We start from the raw sequence: 17941 nt of genomic DNA on the forward strand, positions 1-17941 counted from the left end.
GTCGGGTAGAATGCGGCCATGGCCATCGACCCCCAAACCCTCTACCAGCAAGCCCTGAGCACTCGGGGCTACGTCGCTGACCCCGCCCAGGCCCGCGTCGTCGAGGCTTTGCAAGCCTGCTTCCAGTCCCTCGAGCAGGGCCGCCCCACCCAGGGCCTCTACCTCTGGGGCCCGGTCGGGCGCGGCAAGACCTGGTTGATGGACCAGTTCCACCAGTGTCTGCGCATACCGAGCCGGCGCCAGCACTTTCATCACTTCATGGCCTGGGTGCATCAACGCCTGTTTCAGCTCAACGGCACCGCCGACCCGCTATTGGCCCTGGCGGCGGAGCTGGCGCGGCAAATCCGTGTGCTGTGCTTTGATGAACTGTTCGTCAACGACATCGGTGATGCGATCATCCTCGGCCGCCTGTTCCAGGTATTGTTCGATCACGGCGTGGTGATTGTTGCCACTTCCAACCAGCCACCCGAGCAGCTCTACCGCGATGGTTTCAACCGCGAGCGGTTCCTGCCGGCCATCGCCGCCATTGGTCGTCACATGCAGGTCCTGCCGGTAGCGGGCGAGCAGGATCACCGCCTGCACCCCGGTGAAGCGCGGCAGCGCTATTGGGTAGCCGAGGCAGGGCAGGCCAGCCCGTTGGCCGAGGTGTTTCGCCAGCTCAGCCCCAAAGACGCCGGCACGGATCAGCCCTTGATTATTGGCTCAAGGCACATTCACGTCGTGCGGCGCAGTGAGCAGGCTATCTGGTGTTGTTTCACGGATCTGTGCGATCAACCCTTGGCGGCCATGGAGTTCATGGCCTTGTGCGACCGTTTTCCCTCGATTCTGGTCTCCGGCATTCCGGCGCTGGGCGGGGAACAGCGGGCGGGGCGTATTGCCCGAGGCACCGAAGATGGCGCGGCGAGGGTCGTGGCGGGTGACCGTGAACTGCCGGCGCTGTCGCCCAAGGACGATGCGGTTCGCCGCTTCATTGCCCTGGTCGACGAATGCTATGACCGTCGGGTGGCGTTGTACCTGGAGGCACAGGTGCCGCTCGATGCCCTCTACACTCAAGGGTATCTGGCGTTCCCGTACCAGCGCACCCTCAGCCGGCTACGGGAGATGCAACTGCAACGCTTCGCCTGAAAAGGAGCCGACCATGCAGCCGCTATCGCATCATCTGCTGACCCAGGCCTATAACAATGGCTGGGCCAACCACCGCCTGTACAAGGCCTGCCTGCAACTGACCCAGGACGAGTTCGTCGCCCCGCGTTGCAGCTACTTCCCGTCGATCAAGGCCACCCTCAACCACTTGCTGACGGTGGATTGGTTTTACCTGCATATGCTCGAGTGCGAGCAGCGCGGCGAGCAGCCCGATGCCGACGGCGAACGCTTTTTCGACCCGGAACAGCCGTTTGCCACCTGCACCGATCTGCATGCCGAGCAGGCCCAGGCTGACCACCGTTTGATCGCCTACTGCCGGGGGCTGAGTGATGGCGACCTGGGCCGCTATGTGAGCGTCGTTCGGCCCGATCGGGTGCAGCGCGAGCAGCGGCTGCGGTTGCTGGCGCATCTGTTCGAACATCAGGTGCATCACCGTGGGCAGGTGCACGCAATGCTCAGTGATACAGCGGTCAGGCCACCACAGCTGGATGAGTTTTTCTGCGAGGAAGAGGCCGAGTTGCGGGCGGGCGACTTTGCCGAGCTGGGCTGGACAGAAGAGCAGGTCTGGAAAGTGTAATGGCACCCTGTGGCAGCAGCGGTCTTGTGCAAAGTACAAAAGCGTACGCTGCCACAGGGGCCAATCATTGGCTCACTTGCCCAGCCATTCGACCAGGGTGCGATTGAACCGCACCGGTTCCTCGATTTGCGGCGCGTGCCCCATGCCTTCGAACGTGATCAGCTCACCTTTGGGTATCAGCTTGGCTACCTGCGGCCCCAGCTCTGCATAGTTGCCCAGCTTGGCCTTTACCTCCGGCGGCGCGATATCGCTGCCGATGGCCGTGGTGTCCTGGTCGCCGATCAGCAGCAGGGTCGGCATCTGCAGGTGCTTGAACTCGTGGTACACCGGCTGGGTGAAGATCATGTCGTAGATCAGCGCCGAGTTCCACGCCACCGCTTCATGCCCCGGCCCTTTGTTCAAGCCCACCAGCATCTGCACCCAGCGTTCGTACTCAGGCTTCCAGCGCCCGGCGTAATAGGTCTTGCGTTCATATGCACGTACGCCTTCGGCATCCAGCTTGAGTTCGCGGGCATACCACTGGTCCACGGTGCGGTAGGGCACCCCCAGCGCTTTCCAGTCTTCCAGACCGATCGGGTTGACCATTGCCAGGCGTTCCACCTGCTGGGGGTACATCAGCGCATAGCGGGTGGCGAGCATGCCGCCGGTGGAGTGGCCGAGCACAATGGTTTGCTTCACACCCAGCTGTTCGAGCAGGGCATGGGTGTTGTCGGCCAGTTGTTGAAAGCTGTACTGGTAATGCGCCGGTTTGCTCGACGTACAGAAGCCGACCTGGTCGGGCGCGATGACCCGGTAGCCGGCCTTGCTCAGGGCGTCGATGGTGGTTTCCCAGGTGGCGGCGCAGAAGTTCTTGCCGTGCATCAGCACCACGTTGTGGCCGTTGGCCTGGCCCTGGGCGGGCACGTCCATGTAGCCCATCTGCAGGGCCTGGCCCTGGGACTTGAAGTCGAAATGCTTGAGGGGGTGCGGGTAGCTGAAGCCTTCAAGCTGGGGGCCGTAGGTAGGCGACTCGGCAGCGATGGCCGAACTGCTGGCAAGGCAGGCCAGGGCGAGGGCGGTTGCGCGCAGCATGGGGGCACTCCGTGTAGGGCCAGGTTGAATGGGGCGACTCTAACAGGCAGTGGACCACGCGAAACCTGAAAGGTGTTACCAGGCGTGAAACCAGCCCAGGGTGATCATGGCAAGCACTGCATAGCGGCCAGCCTTGGCCAGGGTCACCAGCAACAGGAAGCGCCAGAACGGCTCACGCATGATCCCGGCGATCAGCGTAAGCGGGTCACCGATCACCGGCATCCAGCTGAGCAGCAGCGACCATTGCCCCCAGCGTTGGTAGCGCTGCTGCGCACGCGCCAGCTGGGCAGCGCTGAAAGGGAACCAGCGTTTGTCGCGCAGGTGCTCGATGGCCCGGCCCAGCAGCCAGTTGACCACCGAGCCGAGCACGTTGCCCAGGGTGGCTACCAGCAGCAGGATCGCCCATGCCTCGGGCTGGCGCAGCAACAGACCGACCAGCACGGCCTCTGATTGCAGCGGCAGCAGGGTGGCGGCACCAAAGGCGCTGAGAAACAGCGCCCCCAGGCTGAGCATCAGTAGTTGGCGACCACGGTGTCCTGGCCATCCTGGGTCACCCCGATGACCTGGTAGGCATCCTTGTGGTCACCCATCTCCATGCCGGGCGAGCCCATGGGCATGCCCGGCACCGCCAGGCCCTTGAGGTCGTTGCGCTTGGCCAGCAGGCGCACCTGCTCGGCCGGCACGTGGCCTTCGACGAACTTGCCGTCGATCACCCCGGTGTGGCAAGACGCTAGGCGTGGCGCCACGCCGAGGCGTTGCTTGACGGCGCTCATGTTTGGCTCGACGTGGTCGTTGACGGTAAAGCCGTTGTCACGCAGGTGGCTGATCCAGGCCTTGCAGCAGCCGCAGTTGGGGTCGCGGTAGACGTCGATGGTCTCGGCGGCCTGGGCCAGGCCAGTGACGGCCAGCAGGCTCAGGGTCAGCAGGTGTTTGCGCAGCATGGTGAAGCACTCCTTAAAAAACGCAGGCGGATACCGGCGACAAGGCGGGTCCGGCCCAGCTCTTCGCCGTCTTCCAGGGCCTGGTTGGCACGTGAGCCGCGCAGGCGGTTGAAACTGAGCCCGACGTAGGGGGCGAAGCCGTGCGTGATCTCGTCGCGCAGGCGCAGGCCCACCACGCTGTCGGCCAACCCCGCGCCTTGCTCGCGCCCGGCGTCGTTGCGCCCGTAGAGGTTGGCCTCCAGGGTCGGCTCCAGTATCCAGCGGTTGGTCAGCAGCATAGCGTAAGCGGCTTCCAGGCGCAGCGCGGTTTGTTGCCGCCCGCCTGCGTGCTGGCGGCGCCCAGGCCTTTGACAAACGTACGGCGCGAGGGGTTGCGCAACATGGCGTGGCCTCATGCAGAAGCGCCACGATGTTCGCTGCCGCCGGCTGTCAGGTAGCTGATGTGCACATTACAGTGTTGTCAGCTTGCTGCTTCGTCGATGCGGAGGTCGCGCATCAGCAGGCCGTAGTCGAGGGCAACCTGTTCCGGGATCGGCAGATACACCACGTGGCCATCGCCCGGTGCTACCTCGATGGCGTGCTGCTGGCGGTTGCACAGGCGGTGCAGGTCGAAGTGGTAGTTACCACGCGGGGTCATCAGCTCCAGATGGTCGCCCACGGCGAAGCGGTTCTTCACCTTGACCTCGGCCAGGCCGTCGACGCGCACGCCGGTCAGCTCGCCAACGAATTGTTGGCGCTCGGACACCGAGTTGCCGCGCTGGTAGTTCTGGTACTCGTCGTGCACGTGGCGGCGCAGGAAACCTTCGGTGTAACCGCGTTGCGCCAGGGATTCGAGGTTGCCCATCAGGGCGCGGTCGAATGGTCGCCCGGCCACCGCGTCGTCGATCGCCTGGCGATACGACTGTACCGCGCGGGCACAGTAGAAGTGCGATTTGGTGCGGCCTTCGATCTTCAGCGAATGCACGCCCATCAAGGCCAGGCGCTCGACGTGCTGAATGGCGCGCAGGTCCTTGGCGTTCATGATGTAGGTGCCGTGCTCATCCTCGAACGCCGGCATTTCAGTGCCGGGGCGGTTGCTTTCCTGCAGCAGGAACACTTGGTCGGTGGGCGCACCCAGGCCCAGGGTGGGCTGCACTTGGCGCACGATGTCACCGGTGGCGTTCTCGGTGGCCGGCGTGGCGTCGTACTTCCAGCGGCAGGCATTGGTGCAGCTACCCTGGTTGGCGTCACGCTTGTTGAGGTAGCCCGACAGCAGGCAACGGCCGGAATAGGCCATGCACAGGGCGCCGTGCACGAACACTTCCAGTTCCATGCCCGGCACCTGCTGGCGGATTTCCTCGATTTCGTCCAGCGACAGCTCCCGTGACAGGATCACCCGGGTCAGGCCAAGTTGCTGCCAGAACTGCACGCTGGCCCAGTTGACAGTGTTGGCCTGCACCGACAGGTGCACCGGCATCTGTGGGAAGTGCTGGCGCACCAGCATGATCAGCCCGGGGTCGGACATGATCAGCGCGTCCGGCGCCATCTCGATCACGGGTGCCAGGTCCTTGAGGAAGGTTTTGAGCTTGGCATTGTGCGGGGCGATGTTGACCACCACGTAGAAGCGCTTGCCCAAGGCGTGCGCCTCCTCGATCCCCAGCGCCAGGTTGGCGTGATCGAACGCGTTGTTGCGCACCCGCAAGCTGTAACGCGGCTGGCCGGCGTAGACCGCATCGGCGCCGTAGGCAAACGCGTAGCGCATGGTCTTGAGGGTGCCGGCGGGGGCCAGCAGTTCGGGCTTGGCAGTAGGGTTCATGTGCGCACCGGGGCAAAAAGGCCGGGATGCTAGGGGCGATGGACAAGGCGCGTATTGATTTGCGTCAAGTGAGCACGGCACTTTTGTCCAGGTGCGGTGCACTAATCACTCATAAGCCATTTGAGGAACTGCGATGAACGAAACCGCGCTACAGAACAAAGCCCTGGCAGTACTCTTGGCGTTGGTGACCATTGCCTTCTTCTGGATTCTTCTGCCGTATTACGGCGCAATCTTCTGGGCGGTGATTCTCGGCATTTTGTTCGCCCCGCTGCAGCGTCACTTGCTGATCCGCTGCGGTCGGCGGCGTAACCTTGCCGCGGCCACGTCCACGCTGGTGTGCCTGCTTGTGGCGATCCTGCCGGTGATCATCACCAGCGCCCTGCTGGTTCAAGAGGGCGCCACGCTGTACCAGCGCATCGAAAGCGGGCAACTGGACATCGCCGGTTACGTCGAGCGCGGCAAGGACATGCTCCCGGCATTCGCCCAGCGTGGCCTGGACAACATGGGCATGGGTAACCTCGACGGGCTGCGTGACAAGATCGCCAAGTGGGCAACCCAGGGTAGCCAGGTATTGGCCAGCCAGGCGTTCAGCTTTGGGCAGGGCACATTCGAGTTCCTGATCAGTTTTGGCATCATGATGTACTTGCTGTTCTTTTTCCTGCGTGATGGTCCGGAAGTCGCGCGCCGGGTGCGGATGGCCGTCCCGCTGCCCGAGCACCAGAAGCGTCGTTTGCAGTTGAAGTTCAATCGTGTGGTGAGGGCGACGGTGAAGGGCAACGTGCTGGTGGCCATTACCCAAGGTGCGTTGGGAGGCTTTATTTTCTGGGTGCTGGATATCCCGAGTGCGTTGGTGTGGGCGGTGCTGATGGCGTTTCTGTCGCTGCTGCCGGCGGTGGGCGCGGGCATTATCTGGGCGCCGGTAGCGGCGTATTTCCTGCTGACCGGGGCGATACTGCCAGGGGTGGTGCTTACCGCGTTCGGGGTGCTGGTGATCGGCCTGGTGGATAATGTGTTGCGGCCAATCCTGGTGGGCAAGGATACGCGCATGCCGGATTACCTGATCCTGGTGTCGACCCTTGGCGGGCTGGCGGTGTTCGGCCTAAACGGCTTCGTGATCGGTCCGTTGATCGCGGCGCTGTTCGTCTCCAGCTGGGCGATCTTTGCCGCGACCAAACCGCGGGTGCAATTGCCACAATAACGTTCTAGCTCAGGTTTGTCGGCCGTAGGAGCGGGTTTACCCGCGAAAGGGCCGGGCCTGCTGGCCAATCTCCACCCGCCGTTCACCGTTGCCGCCGCTAGCGTATTCGCGGGTAAACCCGCGCCTACGCCGGATCGGGGGTGGACACAGGTCGGTGGTTGGGCGCAGGCCGCGTGTAGGAGCGGGTTCACCCGCGAAGAGGCCGGCCCTGCTGGCCATTTACCACCCGCCGTTCACCGTTGTCGCCGCTACCGTATTCGCGGGTAAACCCGCTCCTACGCCGGATCGGGGGTGGACACAGGTCGGTGGTTGGGCGCAGGCCGCGTGTAGGAGCGGGTTCACCCGCGAAAGGGCCGGGCCTGCTGGCCAATCTCCACCCGCCGTTCACCGTTGCCGCCGCTAGCGTATTCGCGGGTAAACCCGCGCCTACACCGGATCGGGGGTGGACACAGGTCGGTGGTTGGGCGCAGGCCGCGTGTAGGAGCGGGTTCACCCGCGAAAGGGCCGGGCCTGCTGGCCAATTTCCACCAGGCGTTCACCGTTGTTGCCGCCACCGTATTCGCGGGTAAACCCGCTCCTACGCCTGATCGAGGGTGGACACAGGTCGGTGATTGGGCGCAGGCCGCCGTAGGCGCGGCCTTGTGTCGCGCAAGGGCCGCTACCACTGCGAAAACGCAAGGGTCAGAAGGCTTGCGGCATCTCGCCCTTGGCCAGGCGCCGGTTGATATCGGCAATCACTTCGGGCAGGTCGTTGATGGTGTCGATCAGGTAGTGCGGGCGGGAGCCGGCAAACAGTGCATGGATGCGCTGGCGCTCGCTTTCCAGTTTCTCGGCACTCAACGCCCGGAAGCCTTCCCAGGTCAGGCCCAAGGCATTACCCGAGCAGACCAGCGCCACGGTCCACATGCCGGCACGGCGGCCTTCAAGAATGCCTGGCACGGTGTCGTCCACCTTCACGCAGGCCGCTACATCGTCAATCCCCAGCGCAATCACGTTGGCCAAGGCCTGGGCCGGCCATGGTCGGCCGTTCGGGGTTTCGTCGGTGGCCACGACATGGTCGGCTACGTAGCCGTTCTGCGCCGCCAGTTCCACCACCTTGTCCATCACCACTTTCGGGTAACCCGAGCACGAGCCGATCTTCAGGCCGTCCTGGCGTAGACCGGTGAGGGTGTCCAGCGCACCGGGGATCAGTGCCGAGTGCACGGCGATCTTCTCGATCTGCAGCGGCATGAAGCGGTTGTAGATGGCGGTGACGTCATCATCGGTCGGGGTACGGCCGAACACCTTGCGGTAGCGCTCGGCAATTTCCGGTACGTCGCACAGGGTGCGGATATGGTCCCATTTGCCCATGCCCATCGGGCCTCGGGCTTCTTCGATGGACACCTGCACGTCGAACTCGGCAAAGGCCTCGACAAAGATCTGGGTGGGGGCGAATGAGCCGAAATCGACCACGGTGCCAGCCCAGTCGAGGATGGCGGCTTGCAGTTGGGTGGGGTTGTTGTAGTTCATGTGCGCTAACTCCTGAATTCGGGTGGGCAAAGCGTCAGATGTCCAGCACTTCCATTTCCCGCAGCACCTCGGCCACGGCATTCACGGCGGCCTGCATGCCGTCCGCCCCGACCACGCCGATGCAGCCGACGCGGAAGGTTTCGACCTGGGTCAACTTGCCCGGGTAGAGAATGAAACCCTTGGCCTTGACCCGCTCGTAGAAGTCCTTGAACTGGTAGCGGGCATCGGTGGGGGCGTGGAAGGTGACGATGATTGGCGCCTGGATCTCGGCAGGCAGGAAACTGCGCAGGCCGATGGCTGCCATGCCGTCGAGCAGCGTCTTGCAGTTGTCTGCGTAGCGCTGGTGGCGGGCCGGAAGGCCACCTTCCTCGTTGTATTGCTGCAGTGCTTCGTGCAGGGCCGCGACCACGTGGGTAGGCGGGGTGAAGCGCCATTGCCCGGTCTTGGCCATGTAGGCGTGCTGGTCGTGCAGGTCCATGGCCAGCGAGTGGGCATTGCCTTCGGCGGCCACCAGGGCGTTTTTTTCGGCGAAGACGAAGCCCATGCCGGGTACGCCTTCCAGGCACTTGCCGGAGGCTGCGATCAGCGCTTCGAAGGGGATTTCGCGGGCATCGATCGGCAGCGCACCGAACGAGCTCATGGCATCGATGATCAGGCGCTTGCCATGGTGTTTGATCACCTGGGCGATTTCGGGCAGCGGGTTCAGGATGCCGGTGCTGGTTTCACAGTGGATCAGCGCCACATGGGTGATGGCCGAGTCTTCGGCCAGCAGCCGGTCGACGTCGGCGGCGGTGGTCGGCTGGTCTTCTGCCGTTTCGAAGGTGCTGTAAGTGCGACCCAGCACTTTGCAGATCTTCGCCAGGCGCTGGCCGTACGCGCCGTTGATCAGTACCAGAACCTTGCCATCGCGTGGCACCAAGGTGCCGATGGCCGCTTCCACGGCGAAGGTGCCGCTGCCTTGCAGGGGTACGCAGTGGTGGCTGCTGGCGCCGTCGATGATGGCCAGCAGTTGTTCGCAGACGCTGGCAGTCAATTGGTTGAAGTCACGGTCCCAGGAGCCCCAGTCCACCAGCATGGCTTGGCGGGTGCGGATTGATGTGGTCAGGGGACCTGGGGTCAGCAGAATCGGGGCGTTGCTCATTCCGTTATTCCTCACAAGCGGTGGGCTGAAACTACGGGGCCTAGGTTGCAATTCGCACTGTCATCAATCAAATTGTTTGTTGTTATCCCAGCTATAAGTCAGGCCGATAAATATGAACCTGTTCCAGCTACGCGCCTTCGACGCCGTGGCCCGTGAGGGCAGCTTTACCCGCGCTGCCGAGCGCCTGTTCATCAGCCAGCCGGCGGTGACCGGGCACGTCAAGGCCCTGGAGGAGCACTACCAGATCACCTTGCTGCGGCGTACTGCACGGCGCGTGGAACTGACCGAAGAGGGCACGCGCCTGGCGGCCATCACGCGCGCCATGTTCGGCCTGGCTGAAGAAGCGCAGGCCATGCTCGAGGCCAACCGCCAGTTGCTGACCGGGCGCCTGGAGGTAGCCGCCGACGGCCCGCACCGGGTCATGCCGATGCTGGCGCTGCTGCGTGAGCGGTACCCTGGCGTCACCGTCAACTTGCGTCTGGGCAATGCACAGGAGACGTTGGCTGCGCTGCTCGGCGAGCATGCCGACGTGGCAGTGCTGACCGAAATCGAGCCGCGCAAAGGGCTGCACCTGCAAAATCTCTGTGAGTCGCGCCTGTGTGCGTTGTTACCCGTGGGGCACGCCTGGGCCAGCGAGCGGGAGGACTTGCCGTTGGCCGAGCTGCACCAGCAGATCATGGTGCTGCGCGAACCCAGCTCCACCACCCGGCGCACCTTCGACAAGGCCTGCATCAAGGCGGGCGTGCAACCGCGTGTATTGCTGGAGCTGGACAGCCGGGAGGCGGTAACCGAGGCAGTGGCCTCGCAGCTGGGTATTGGCGTTGTTTCTTCCACTGAAGTGGCCAATGATCCCCGTGTGGTGGCACGACCCTTGGCCGGCGAGGGCCTTGTCAACCAACACGTGATCGGCTGCCTGGAGCGCCGTCGCGAACTGCGCCTGATTCAGGCATTCCTGAGCCTGGCAGCGGGGCTATGATGGCTGTTTGCTGCGGGGCACCCTAGGCTCTGTATGAAAAGCCTTGATACTCGGTGATGCTGCGTTGAAAACAGCCTCGGAATGCTCATTTACAACCCGTAAACTCCGCTTCCTCGGCTGTTTTCGCCTTGCCTGACCTTCGTCTCAAGGCTTTTCATACAGACCCTAATATGGCCGGCAATCAGCCGACAGGACCGTCGATGAGCGACAAAGACACCATTTCCATGCAGCTGGTGCGCGAAGCGCTGTTGCAGACCTGCCCTGCCGGTGAGCCTGACAGCGGCTTGCTGGCCAGGGCGGGCATCGCCGTTGAACAATTGCACCTGCCAGAGGCAAGGGTCAGTGCCGAGTCCTATGCCCGCCTGTGGCGCTTGCTGGCCCGGCGCTGCAACGACGAATTTTTCGCGATGGACCCGCGCGGTCTGCGCAGTGGCAGCCTGGCATTCATGTGCCGTGCCAGCATGGGCCAACCAACCCTGGGTGCAGGCCTGGACACCTCGCTGGCATTTCTGTCGCTGATGCTTCAAGACATGCAGCCCAGCCTGGTGCGCCAGCAAGGCCTGGCCGAAATTGTCATCAATGAGCCGCGTGACGAACCGCGCCGCGCGTTCACCTATTTCACGTTCTGGATGATCGTGCATGGCGTGACCTGCTGGCTGGCCGGGCGGCGTATCCCGATTCTGAGCATTGATCTGCGTTGTACCGAACCACCCTTTTGCGACGACTACCGGGTCATGTTTTCGGAAAACCTGCATTTTGAGCGTCCACGCACACGCATGATCATCGCTTCGCAATGCCTCGACTTGCCCCTGCGGCGCAGTGAAGAGGAACTGCAGCGTTTTCTGGCCGAAGCGCCGGGCAATATCCTGGTCAAATACCGTGACCCGGCCAGCCTCGGGCGGCGTATCCGCACCGACCTGCTGCGCCTGGCCCCTGCGCAATGGCCCGATGCTGACCGCCTGGCCCGGCAGCTGTGCCTGTCGCCATCGACCCTGCGGCGGCGCCTGGCAGAAGAGGGGCAGAACTACCAGGGCTTGAAGGACAGCGTACGACGGGAGCTGGCGATCGCCTGGCTCAGCCAGGAAGACGTGGCCATGGGCGAGCTTGCCGAGCGTTTGGGGTTCGCCGACAGCAGCTCGTTCTATAAGGCATTTCGCAAGTGGTTCGGCTGCAACCCAGGGCATTATCGGGCATTGATCCAGGCGCGAGGGGCAGGGCACTGAAGGGCGAACGCTTCCTGCCGTAGTGCATTACCGCGCGGGCCCAGAAGGCTTACCGAGCAGGCGCCGATCGAACCCGTTCCCTCTGCATCCTGGTCCGGCATTTGAACAACATGGTTGGCTTCGTCAAATAGCTGTGGAACCCACCATGATTATCAATGCGACTGACCATGACCCATTCATCGGTGCCCGATTACCTGAGTGGCTCAAACGCGCGTCACGGGGCCAGATCAACACCCTGCGCACCAGCCTGAACGCGCACCACGCCAGCCAGGCACGCTTGAGTGGCCTGACGCTTGAGTTACTGCCGCTCCAGCAGTTTGCCGAGAAGCACCTGGCGGCTTTGCTGGATGCACCGTTGCCGGACGGGCAGGTATTTGCCCAGCTCGAATGGCTGCGGGTAGCGCCGCGCTTCGGCACACTGCCAGGTACCTTGCAACAGACATACGGGTACAGCCAGACGCGTGAAAACGGGTTACTGCGGCTGATGCGCAACTTTGCTGCGAATACCCGCTACTACGAGGGCACGGGGCTGGTTTTGCCAGGCAGCGATAAACCATTGAATGCATCGCTGGAAGCATTGATTACGGCCTGTCGCAATCTGGACGTTGGTCAGTGCTATCAGGACGCGTTGCAAAGGATCTTCCAGCCAGCTACCCAGGCGGTGCTGGCTGAAGACAAACGTTCGGGGCTGAAGCTGGCGACCGAGCTTGCGGCTTTGCAGGGAAACATAAGCGTCGATGTGCAGCTTGCACTGCGCGAGCTGGTGGACCACGGTCAGGAGCAGCGACAACAAGGGCTTGAAGGCAAACCCATGCTGCTGAGGGCACTAGGGAAACCTGTGGTCGATGGCTTGCTGATCCACCTGCAAGACAAGACGGGAAATGAACGGGGCATCGTACTTTACCTGCCTGGTGATCCCCGGCAGGCATTGCGGTTCTTCGATAATGCCGCCTCCATGAACAGTACCGTGGCGATGTTGTTGCCAGATCCCGGTTACTGGCAGTACTTCACACAGCTCATCAGCCTTGAGCACCGTGCAGGTTTTGTCAGTACCCTCGGCAAGCGCTTGAAAGACAAGCTGCCGGACCTGGAGCTTGAGGGTGAAACTCCTGAAGGAGGGATCTTCACGCAACTGGCGACTCGGCAAGTGCAACGGGCCAAGGAAGATGCCCGGTTGCTGCTGGTACCGACTGCCGACGCTGATAGCCTGGCGGTAAGCGCCAGACACGCTGAGTGGAAAGCGGCAGGTCTGGACCTGGTAAACCTCGCCGGCTTGTTCATCCCGGCTGTGGGCGGCGTGCTGCTGGGTCAGGTGGTTGCCCAGACGTGCGCTGAAGTGTTCGAAGGGACACGGGATTGGTCGAGAGGGCACCAACACGAAGCGCTGCAGCATCTGCTGGGGGTTGCCGAAACCTTGGCGGCTACCGCTGCGACGGTGGCGGGTGTCAGTTTTGTGCGCAGTGCGTTTGTCGCGGGCCTGGAGCCGGTAAGCCTTGGGAATGGGCGCGGTCGCCTGTGGCAGTTCAACGCCAGGAATTATCGATCACTGCCGGGCGCTATCGACCTGTTTGAAGAGGGACGCTATGGCGAGGTGGGCCGCCGCTGGGTCCGTATCGATGGGCGCAACTTCGAAGTGCATCAGCCTATCGCCGATGGCCCCTATCGCCTGCGCCATGTAGCGAGTGAGGGCGGCTACGGGCCGGTCGTGTTGCACAATGGTGAGCGTGGCTGGCAACTGATGCGTGAGCAACCACTCAGCTGGCAGGCGCCTGCTCGCATGCTGGATGCATTATGGCCACAGCATTCCCCTGTCGACGCGCATCAGGCCGAGCAGATCATGCGGGTGGCAGGTATCGATGCAGATTTGTTGCGCGGCGTTCTCGTGGAAAATCGCCCGGCGCCGGTGAGCCTTGGCCAAACCTTGCGCGCCTTCCAGGCGCATGCACGCATTCAAACGTTTTTCGAGCGTGTTCGGCTGAAGGCGTTGGTGCCATCGGACAGTGAACTGCTGGCCTGGTGTGAAGCAAGGCCAGACGTGGGCGCCGGACTGGAGCAGATCCGGGTGCATGAGGCCGGGTTGCGGCCGCAATTGTTTGCCCACCTGACAGAGCAGTCACTTGCAGCAGACCCGCTGAGCATGTTGGTCAAGCGGGACTTCCCGGGTTTGCCTTCGGCCTACATAAATGAAGTAACCGGCCAAGCACATGAGCTTGAGCACCAAATGGCGCGGGTCGAGCGGCGGCTGCCATTGCCGTGCGCGAAGAACGCCCGTTCGCTCTTGCGTCTGGCTCGCCTGAGCCGGGGGCTGGCGGGATTGTATCTGAGCACAGCGTACAGTGATGTCACCGGCGAGTTGGCCCTTGCGTTGCTGGATAGCTTCGAACTCGAGCACCTTGACCTTGACTTGCGTGACAGCGGGCTGGATGGGCGGTCTATCAGGCGCCTCGGTAGCGGCGGGCGAACCGAGGCAAGAAGAATAGTGGTCCGGCATGAAGGCAGGTTTCTGATCTACAACGGGTCAGGTGTGCCACACGTGCTTATTGCTGACGAGCCGGGATGTATCTTCGAGGCGCTTTTTGCCGCACTGACATCAGAGCAGCGGGCAGCGATGCAACTGGTGGGCAGTGCTGCGGCGAGCCAATTGCGTGAGAAACTTCTGGCGCGGTTACCCGCTTCCCATTGGGATATCGCGCGCATGCTCGGCTGGCCAGAGGAGCAGGCCTGGCTCAATCCAGGGCGTCGCATGGACGATGGGCGCGTGGGATACCCGCTCAGTGGCCGCCCTGGCGCTGCACCCAGGGATGAGCGGGCGATCATTCGTGACCAGCTACGGTCGCTTTATCCTGGCCTGGACGAGGCCGCGCTCGATGTGGAGCTGGCGCGTGTGCAACAAGGCCCGCAGCCAGTCTTCGAGCGCCTGGTAGAACTGCAGGAAGCCCATGACCAGCTGGTGCTGTACCTGAATCGCTGGGTCGGTGCCGAGTTGCAGGAGGGTCGACGCGCCGCCCGCAGGTTGACGGCCGATAGCATCCTGCGAGCCTGGCGACTGCAGGGCGAGCCTGGTTCGGCCGGCGAGGGGCAAACACAAGGGCAGCGCTTGTCGATGAGCGGTTTGAGTTTGCGCACACTGCCGGCACTGCCGCCGAACATCGATTTCCATCGCATTACCCTGCTGAGCGTGAACGACACCCGGATTACTGACATACCGGTCGACTTCCTTCGCCCCTTCACTGCCCTGACGCACCTGAACCTCAACAACAACGCGTTGATGCGTCTACCAACAGGCATTGCCCATTTACCGAATCTTCAATCGCTTCGGTTGGCGCATAACGAGATACGCCTCGATGCCCAGGCGATCGGCGTTTTGCATGGTTTGTCCAACCTTGCGCATCTTGATCTCAGCCATAACCGGCTGGAAGCGCTGGACATGAGCTTTCATCAACTTTCTCGGCTGACTAGCCTGAACCTGCGTCATTGTCGCCTGGGCAGTTGGCCGCGTCGCCTGGAGCTCTGTGGTCTACTCGAGTGTGCTGACCTGCGCAACAATCAACTCCGCGAAGTGCCCACCGAGATCCAGCTGATGCCTTATGCATTTCGACGCGCCATTCTGATAGAAAACAACCCCTTGTCGGTCATGCAGCAAAGAGGGTTGTATGCACTCGATGTGATCGAAGAGCACCGGCACTCCCCTGAGCAGTTGGGTTCAGTTGACCTGGTCAGGGCCCGTACGCGTTGGGTAGGCCATACGGATGCGACGGTTCAGGCCGAGCGGGAGGGCGTGTGGCTGCGGTTGCTGGAGCAAGCGGGTAGCAGCGGGTTGTTCAGGTTGTTGGCTCGCCTGGAGATGACAGCGGACTACAGCGAAGCGGGTGAAGGGCGGGATGCGCTGGTTGAGGGCGTATGGACACTGCTGGCTACGCTGGACGGCGACCCGGTGCTGTGCCGGCGGATCTTTGAGCAGGCCGGCCGGCCGCTGTCATGTTCGGACGCCGTTGCCAGTCACTTCAGTGCACTGCAAGTATCGGTGAGGCAGGCGCAGGCAGAAGCCGCCGCAGCCAACCTTGAAAGCAGGGGTGAGTTGCTCGAACTGGGCAGGCAACTATTCCGGCTGGATCAACTGGAAGGGATTGCCTACCAGGATGGCCGGCAGCGTCTGGCTGCCAGTGAACATATTGACCAGTTGGCATTGGGGCTGGCTTACAGGGTGCAACTTCGTAGCCGGTTGCAGCTGCCCAACCAGCCATATGCCATGCGCTATCCCGAAGCTGTCGCGCTGACACAGGCCCAGATAGAGGATGCGTTCCTGCGGGTTACGCGCGCGCAGACCATCGAGGGCCTGACCGATAGCCTGAGCCAGCGCGCGTTCTGGCGACGTTACCTGCGCCAGCAACATGACCAAATGTTCGATGCCCTCAGTGCGGATTACACGCGGCGCACGCTTGAGCTGCAGGCTCAACGTCCTGTCTTGGCGCCGGCGGCCTTCGAGCAGCAACTACACCGGCTGCAGGCACAGCAGGATCTCGACATCGAGCGCCTGGTCGCAGGGCTCACCCAGTCCTACCTGCGTGCAGCCGAGCGCGCAGAGGGGTGACTGGCGGCGGCCAAACCAGTCATCCAGATTGACAGCTTTGGCCATTGCCGCCGCGCATGAGCGGCGCGAACATCGTCGGACCGATGCTTCAACTCCAAAAACAAGAAACCAGGAGTCCGATGATGCGCGATTACGCCGAGGCCGCTCGCACGTTTGACCATGACCAGGCCGTTGTGGCGGCATTGCACGGCAACCTTGAAGCCCTTAATGCCTGTGTCGAATGCTGTGACCGCCATGCCGGTGACGGCAAGCTGGCACTGATTCATGAAGACCGCGATGGTAACAGCGCGCGCTATAGCTTCGATCAGCTTCAGGTGCAGGCTGCCCGGTTCGCCAATGTGCTAAAGGCGCAGGGGGTAGGCGCAGGCGACCGGGTTGCCGGCTTGATGCCGCGCACCCCCGAACTGTTGGTGACCATCCTCGCTACCTGGCGCCTCGGGGCGGTTTACCAGCCCTTGTTCACCGCGTTCGGCCCCAAGGCCATCGAGCACCGGCTTGAGCAATCCCATGCCCGAGTGATAGTCACCGATAGCCACAACCGCGCCAAGCTGGACGATGTGCACGTCTGCCCGACCATCATCACTGTCAAGGCCCGCAGTGGTGAGCTGGACTTCCAGCAATGCCTGGAGCGCGCAGCGGACGTATGTGAGCCGGTGATGCGCTCAGGCAACGATCCATTCCTGCTGATGTTCACTTCTGGAACCACTGGCCCGGCAAAACCCCTGGAAGTGCCACTGCGTGCGATCGTCGCGTTTCAGGGCTACATGCGTGATGCCATCGAGCTGCTGCCCGAGGACAACTTCTGGAACCTGGCCGACCCGGGTTGGGCGTACGGCTTGTATTACGCCGTTACCGGCCCATTGTCGCTGGGGCATGCCACCACGTTCTACGATGGCCCGTTCAGTGTCGAGAGCTGCGCCCGGGTGATCGACAAGCTGGGCATCACCAACCTGGCCGGCTCGCCCACCGCGTATCGCTTGCTGATTGCGGCGGGCAAAGATTTCTCGGCACCGATCAAGGGTCGTCTGCGGGTGGTCAGCAGTGCCGGCGAACCGCTTAACCCCGAGGTGATCCGCTGGTTCGCCGACGAGCTGGGCGTGACCATTCACGATCACTACGGCCAGACCGAACTGGGCATGGTGCTGTGCAATCACCATGGTCTGCAGCACCCGGTGCACCTGGGCTCTGCCGGCTATGCCATCCCCGGTCACCGCATCGTGGTGCTGGACGAGCAGGGCAACGAGCGGCCAGCCGGCCAGCCAGGCATCCTCGCCGTTGACCGCGAGCAGTCGCCGCTGTGCTGGTTCGGCGGTTACCACGGCCTGCCGACCAAAGCCTTCGTCGGCAAGTACTACCTCAGCGGCGACACTGTCGAGCTGAACCCGGATGGCAGCATCAGCTTCGTTGGCCGTAGCGACGACGTGATCACCACCTCCGGTTACCGGGTGGGGCCGTTCGATGTGGAAAGCGCGTTGATCGAGCACCCGGCGGTGATCGAGGCCGCGGTGATCGGCAAGCCCGACCCGGAGCGCACCGAGCTGATCAAGGCGTTCGTGGTATTGGCCAGCGGCTACGCCGGCAGCGTCGAGCTGGAAGAAACCTTGCGCCAGCACGTGCGCCAGCGCCTCTACGCGCATGCCTACCCCAGGGAAATCGAATTCGTCAGCGAGCTGCCCAAGACCCCGAGCGGCAAGCTGCAACGCTTCATCCTGCGCAACCAGGAAGTCGCCAAACAACAAGCGCAACAGGCCACCCCTGTCAGCGTCTGAAAGGAAA

Annotated in this window: 13 protein-coding genes and 1 pseudogene; 7 read left to right on the forward strand and 7 right to left on the reverse strand. The window is 62.9% G+C overall.

The genetic code is table 11. The features are described from left to right. The first annotated feature begins 18 nt into the window (after positions 1 to 18). Positions 19 to 1125, forward strand: a complete 1107-nt coding sequence (gene zapE, locus V6093_RS26420; RefSeq protein ID WP_265980188.1) for a cell division protein ZapE — start codon at positions 19 to 21, stop codon at positions 1123 to 1125. Positions 1126 to 1138: 13 nt separating this feature from the next. After that, the gene (locus tag V6093_RS26425; protein ID WP_047604606.1) at positions 1139 to 1720 is read left to right on the forward strand and encodes a DinB family protein; all 582 of its coding nucleotides are present in this window, start codon (positions 1139 to 1141) and stop codon (positions 1718 to 1720) included. 72 nt (positions 1721 to 1792) lie between these two features. Here the strand turns inward: V6093_RS26425 and V6093_RS26430 are convergent, their stop codons facing one another. From V6093_RS26430 to yegQ, 5 genes and pseudogenes are all read right to left on the reverse strand, one after another. After that, entirely contained in the window at positions 1793 to 2791 is a 999-nt protein-coding gene (locus V6093_RS26430; protein WP_012053114.1) for an alpha/beta fold hydrolase, read from the reverse strand. Positions 2792 to 2866: 75 nt separating this feature from the next. Beyond that, positions 2867 to 3304, reverse strand: coding sequence for a YqaA family protein (locus V6093_RS26435; protein WP_003248912.1), 438 nt, complete (start codon positions 3302 to 3304; stop codon positions 2867 to 2869). Then, a complete protein-coding gene (locus tag V6093_RS26440) occupies positions 3304 to 3732 on the reverse strand; it encodes a DUF411 domain-containing protein (protein WP_003248913.1) in 429 nt (142 codons plus the stop codon). The genes V6093_RS26435 and V6093_RS26440 overlap by 1 nt, the downstream gene beginning before the upstream one ends. Then, positions 3711 to 4061: pseudogene (locus tag V6093_RS26445) on the reverse strand (copper resistance protein B); the annotation flags it as partial. The pseudogene V6093_RS26445 and the gene V6093_RS26440, both read right to left, overlap by 22 nt. A 131-nt stretch (positions 4062 to 4192) precedes the next feature. Then, on the reverse strand, positions 4193 to 5527 hold the full coding sequence (gene yegQ, locus V6093_RS26450; RefSeq protein ID WP_047604607.1) for a tRNA 5-hydroxyuridine modification protein YegQ: 1335 nt from the start codon (positions 5525 to 5527) through the stop codon (positions 4193 to 4195). A 133-nt stretch (positions 5528 to 5660) separates the two neighbouring features. Between yegQ and V6093_RS26455 the strand changes: the two genes are divergently transcribed. Further along, positions 5661 to 6725: an AI-2E family transporter gene (locus tag V6093_RS26455; RefSeq protein ID WP_004576775.1), complete on the forward strand. Its 1065-nt coding sequence runs from the start codon at positions 5661 to 5663 to the stop codon at positions 6723 to 6725. A gap of 681 nt (positions 6726 to 7406) precedes the next feature. Here the strand turns inward: V6093_RS26455 and phnX are convergent. Together phnX and V6093_RS26465 are read right to left on the reverse strand one after the other, a co-directional pair. After that, positions 7407 to 8234, reverse strand: coding sequence for a phosphonoacetaldehyde hydrolase (gene phnX / locus V6093_RS26460; RefSeq protein ID WP_003250077.1), 828 nt, complete (start codon positions 8232 to 8234; stop codon positions 7407 to 7409). Positions 8235 to 8268: 34 nt separating this feature from the next. Next, on the reverse strand, positions 8269 to 9375 hold the full coding sequence (locus V6093_RS26465; protein WP_003250079.1) for a 2-aminoethylphosphonate--pyruvate transaminase: 1107 nt from the start codon (positions 9373 to 9375) through the stop codon (positions 8269 to 8271). A gap of 112 nt (positions 9376 to 9487) precedes the next feature. On the opposite strand from V6093_RS26465, the gene V6093_RS26470 reads away from it, so the two are divergent. The 4 genes from V6093_RS26470 (at position 9488) to V6093_RS26485 (ending at position 17934) form a co-directional block, all read left to right on the forward strand. Beyond that, a complete protein-coding gene (locus tag V6093_RS26470) occupies positions 9488 to 10351 on the forward strand; it encodes a LysR substrate-binding domain-containing protein (protein ID WP_003250081.1) in 864 nt (287 codons plus the stop codon). A gap of 200 nt (positions 10352 to 10551) precedes the next feature. Continuing rightward, positions 10552 to 11574, forward strand: coding sequence for an AraC family transcriptional regulator (locus V6093_RS26475; protein ID WP_003250084.1), 1023 nt, complete (start codon positions 10552 to 10554; stop codon positions 11572 to 11574). A gap of 145 nt (positions 11575 to 11719) precedes the next feature. After that, positions 11720 to 16165 (forward strand): NEL-type E3 ubiquitin ligase domain-containing protein, encoded by a 4446-nt coding sequence (locus V6093_RS26480; protein ID WP_179052286.1) that lies wholly within the window; start codon positions 11720 to 11722, stop codon positions 16163 to 16165. Positions 16166 to 16287: 122 nt separating this feature from the next. Further along, the gene (locus V6093_RS26485; protein ID WP_003250089.1) at positions 16288 to 17934 is read left to right on the forward strand and encodes an acyl-CoA synthetase; all 1647 of its coding nucleotides are present in this window, start codon (positions 16288 to 16290) and stop codon (positions 17932 to 17934) included. The last annotated feature ends 7 nt before the right edge of the window (positions 17935 to 17941 follow it).

It is taken from the genome of Pseudomonas putida group bacterium ESBL64, assembly GCF_045277175.1.
GTDB lineage: Bacteria > Pseudomonadota > Gammaproteobacteria > Pseudomonadales > Pseudomonadaceae > Aquipseudomonas > Aquipseudomonas alloputida.

What these genes read in the sequence shown, in the direction of transcription:
- zapE (WP_265980188.1), top strand. Translation starts at nt 19, where the DNA reads ATGGCCATCGACCCCCAAACCCTCTACCAGCAAGCCCTGAGCACTCGG.
- V6093_RS26425 (WP_047604606.1), top strand. Translation starts at nt 1,139, where the DNA reads ATGCAGCCGCTATCGCATCATCTGCTGACCCAGGCCTATAACAATGGC.
- V6093_RS26430 (WP_012053114.1), bottom strand. Translation starts at nt 2,791, where the DNA reads ATGCTGCGCGCAACCGCCCTCGCCCTGGCCTGCCTTGCCAGCAGTTCG.
- V6093_RS26435 (WP_003248912.1), bottom strand. Translation starts at nt 3,304, where the DNA reads ATGCTCAGCCTGGGGGCGCTGTTTCTCAGCGCCTTTGGTGCCGCCACC.
- V6093_RS26440 (WP_003248913.1), bottom strand. Translation starts at nt 3,732, where the DNA reads ATGCTGCGCAAACACCTGCTGACCCTGAGCCTGCTGGCCGTCACTGGC.
- yegQ (WP_047604607.1), bottom strand. Translation starts at nt 5,527, where the DNA reads ATGAACCCTACTGCCAAGCCCGAACTGCTGGCCCCCGCCGGCACCCTC.
- V6093_RS26455 (WP_004576775.1), top strand. Translation starts at nt 5,661, where the DNA reads ATGAACGAAACCGCGCTACAGAACAAAGCCCTGGCAGTACTCTTGGCG.
- phnX (WP_003250077.1), bottom strand. Translation starts at nt 8,234, where the DNA reads ATGAACTACAACAACCCCACCCAACTGCAAGCCGCCATCCTCGACTGG.
- V6093_RS26465 (WP_003250079.1), bottom strand. Translation starts at nt 9,375, where the DNA reads ATGAGCAACGCCCCGATTCTGCTGACCCCAGGTCCCCTGACCACATCA.
- V6093_RS26470 (WP_003250081.1), top strand. Translation starts at nt 9,488, where the DNA reads ATGAACCTGTTCCAGCTACGCGCCTTCGACGCCGTGGCCCGTGAGGGC.
- V6093_RS26475 (WP_003250084.1), top strand. Translation starts at nt 10,552, where the DNA reads ATGAGCGACAAAGACACCATTTCCATGCAGCTGGTGCGCGAAGCGCTG.
- V6093_RS26480 (WP_179052286.1), top strand. Translation starts at nt 11,720, where the DNA reads ATGATTATCAATGCGACTGACCATGACCCATTCATCGGTGCCCGATTA.
- V6093_RS26485 (WP_003250089.1), top strand. Translation starts at nt 16,288, where the DNA reads ATGCGCGATTACGCCGAGGCCGCTCGCACGTTTGACCATGACCAGGCC.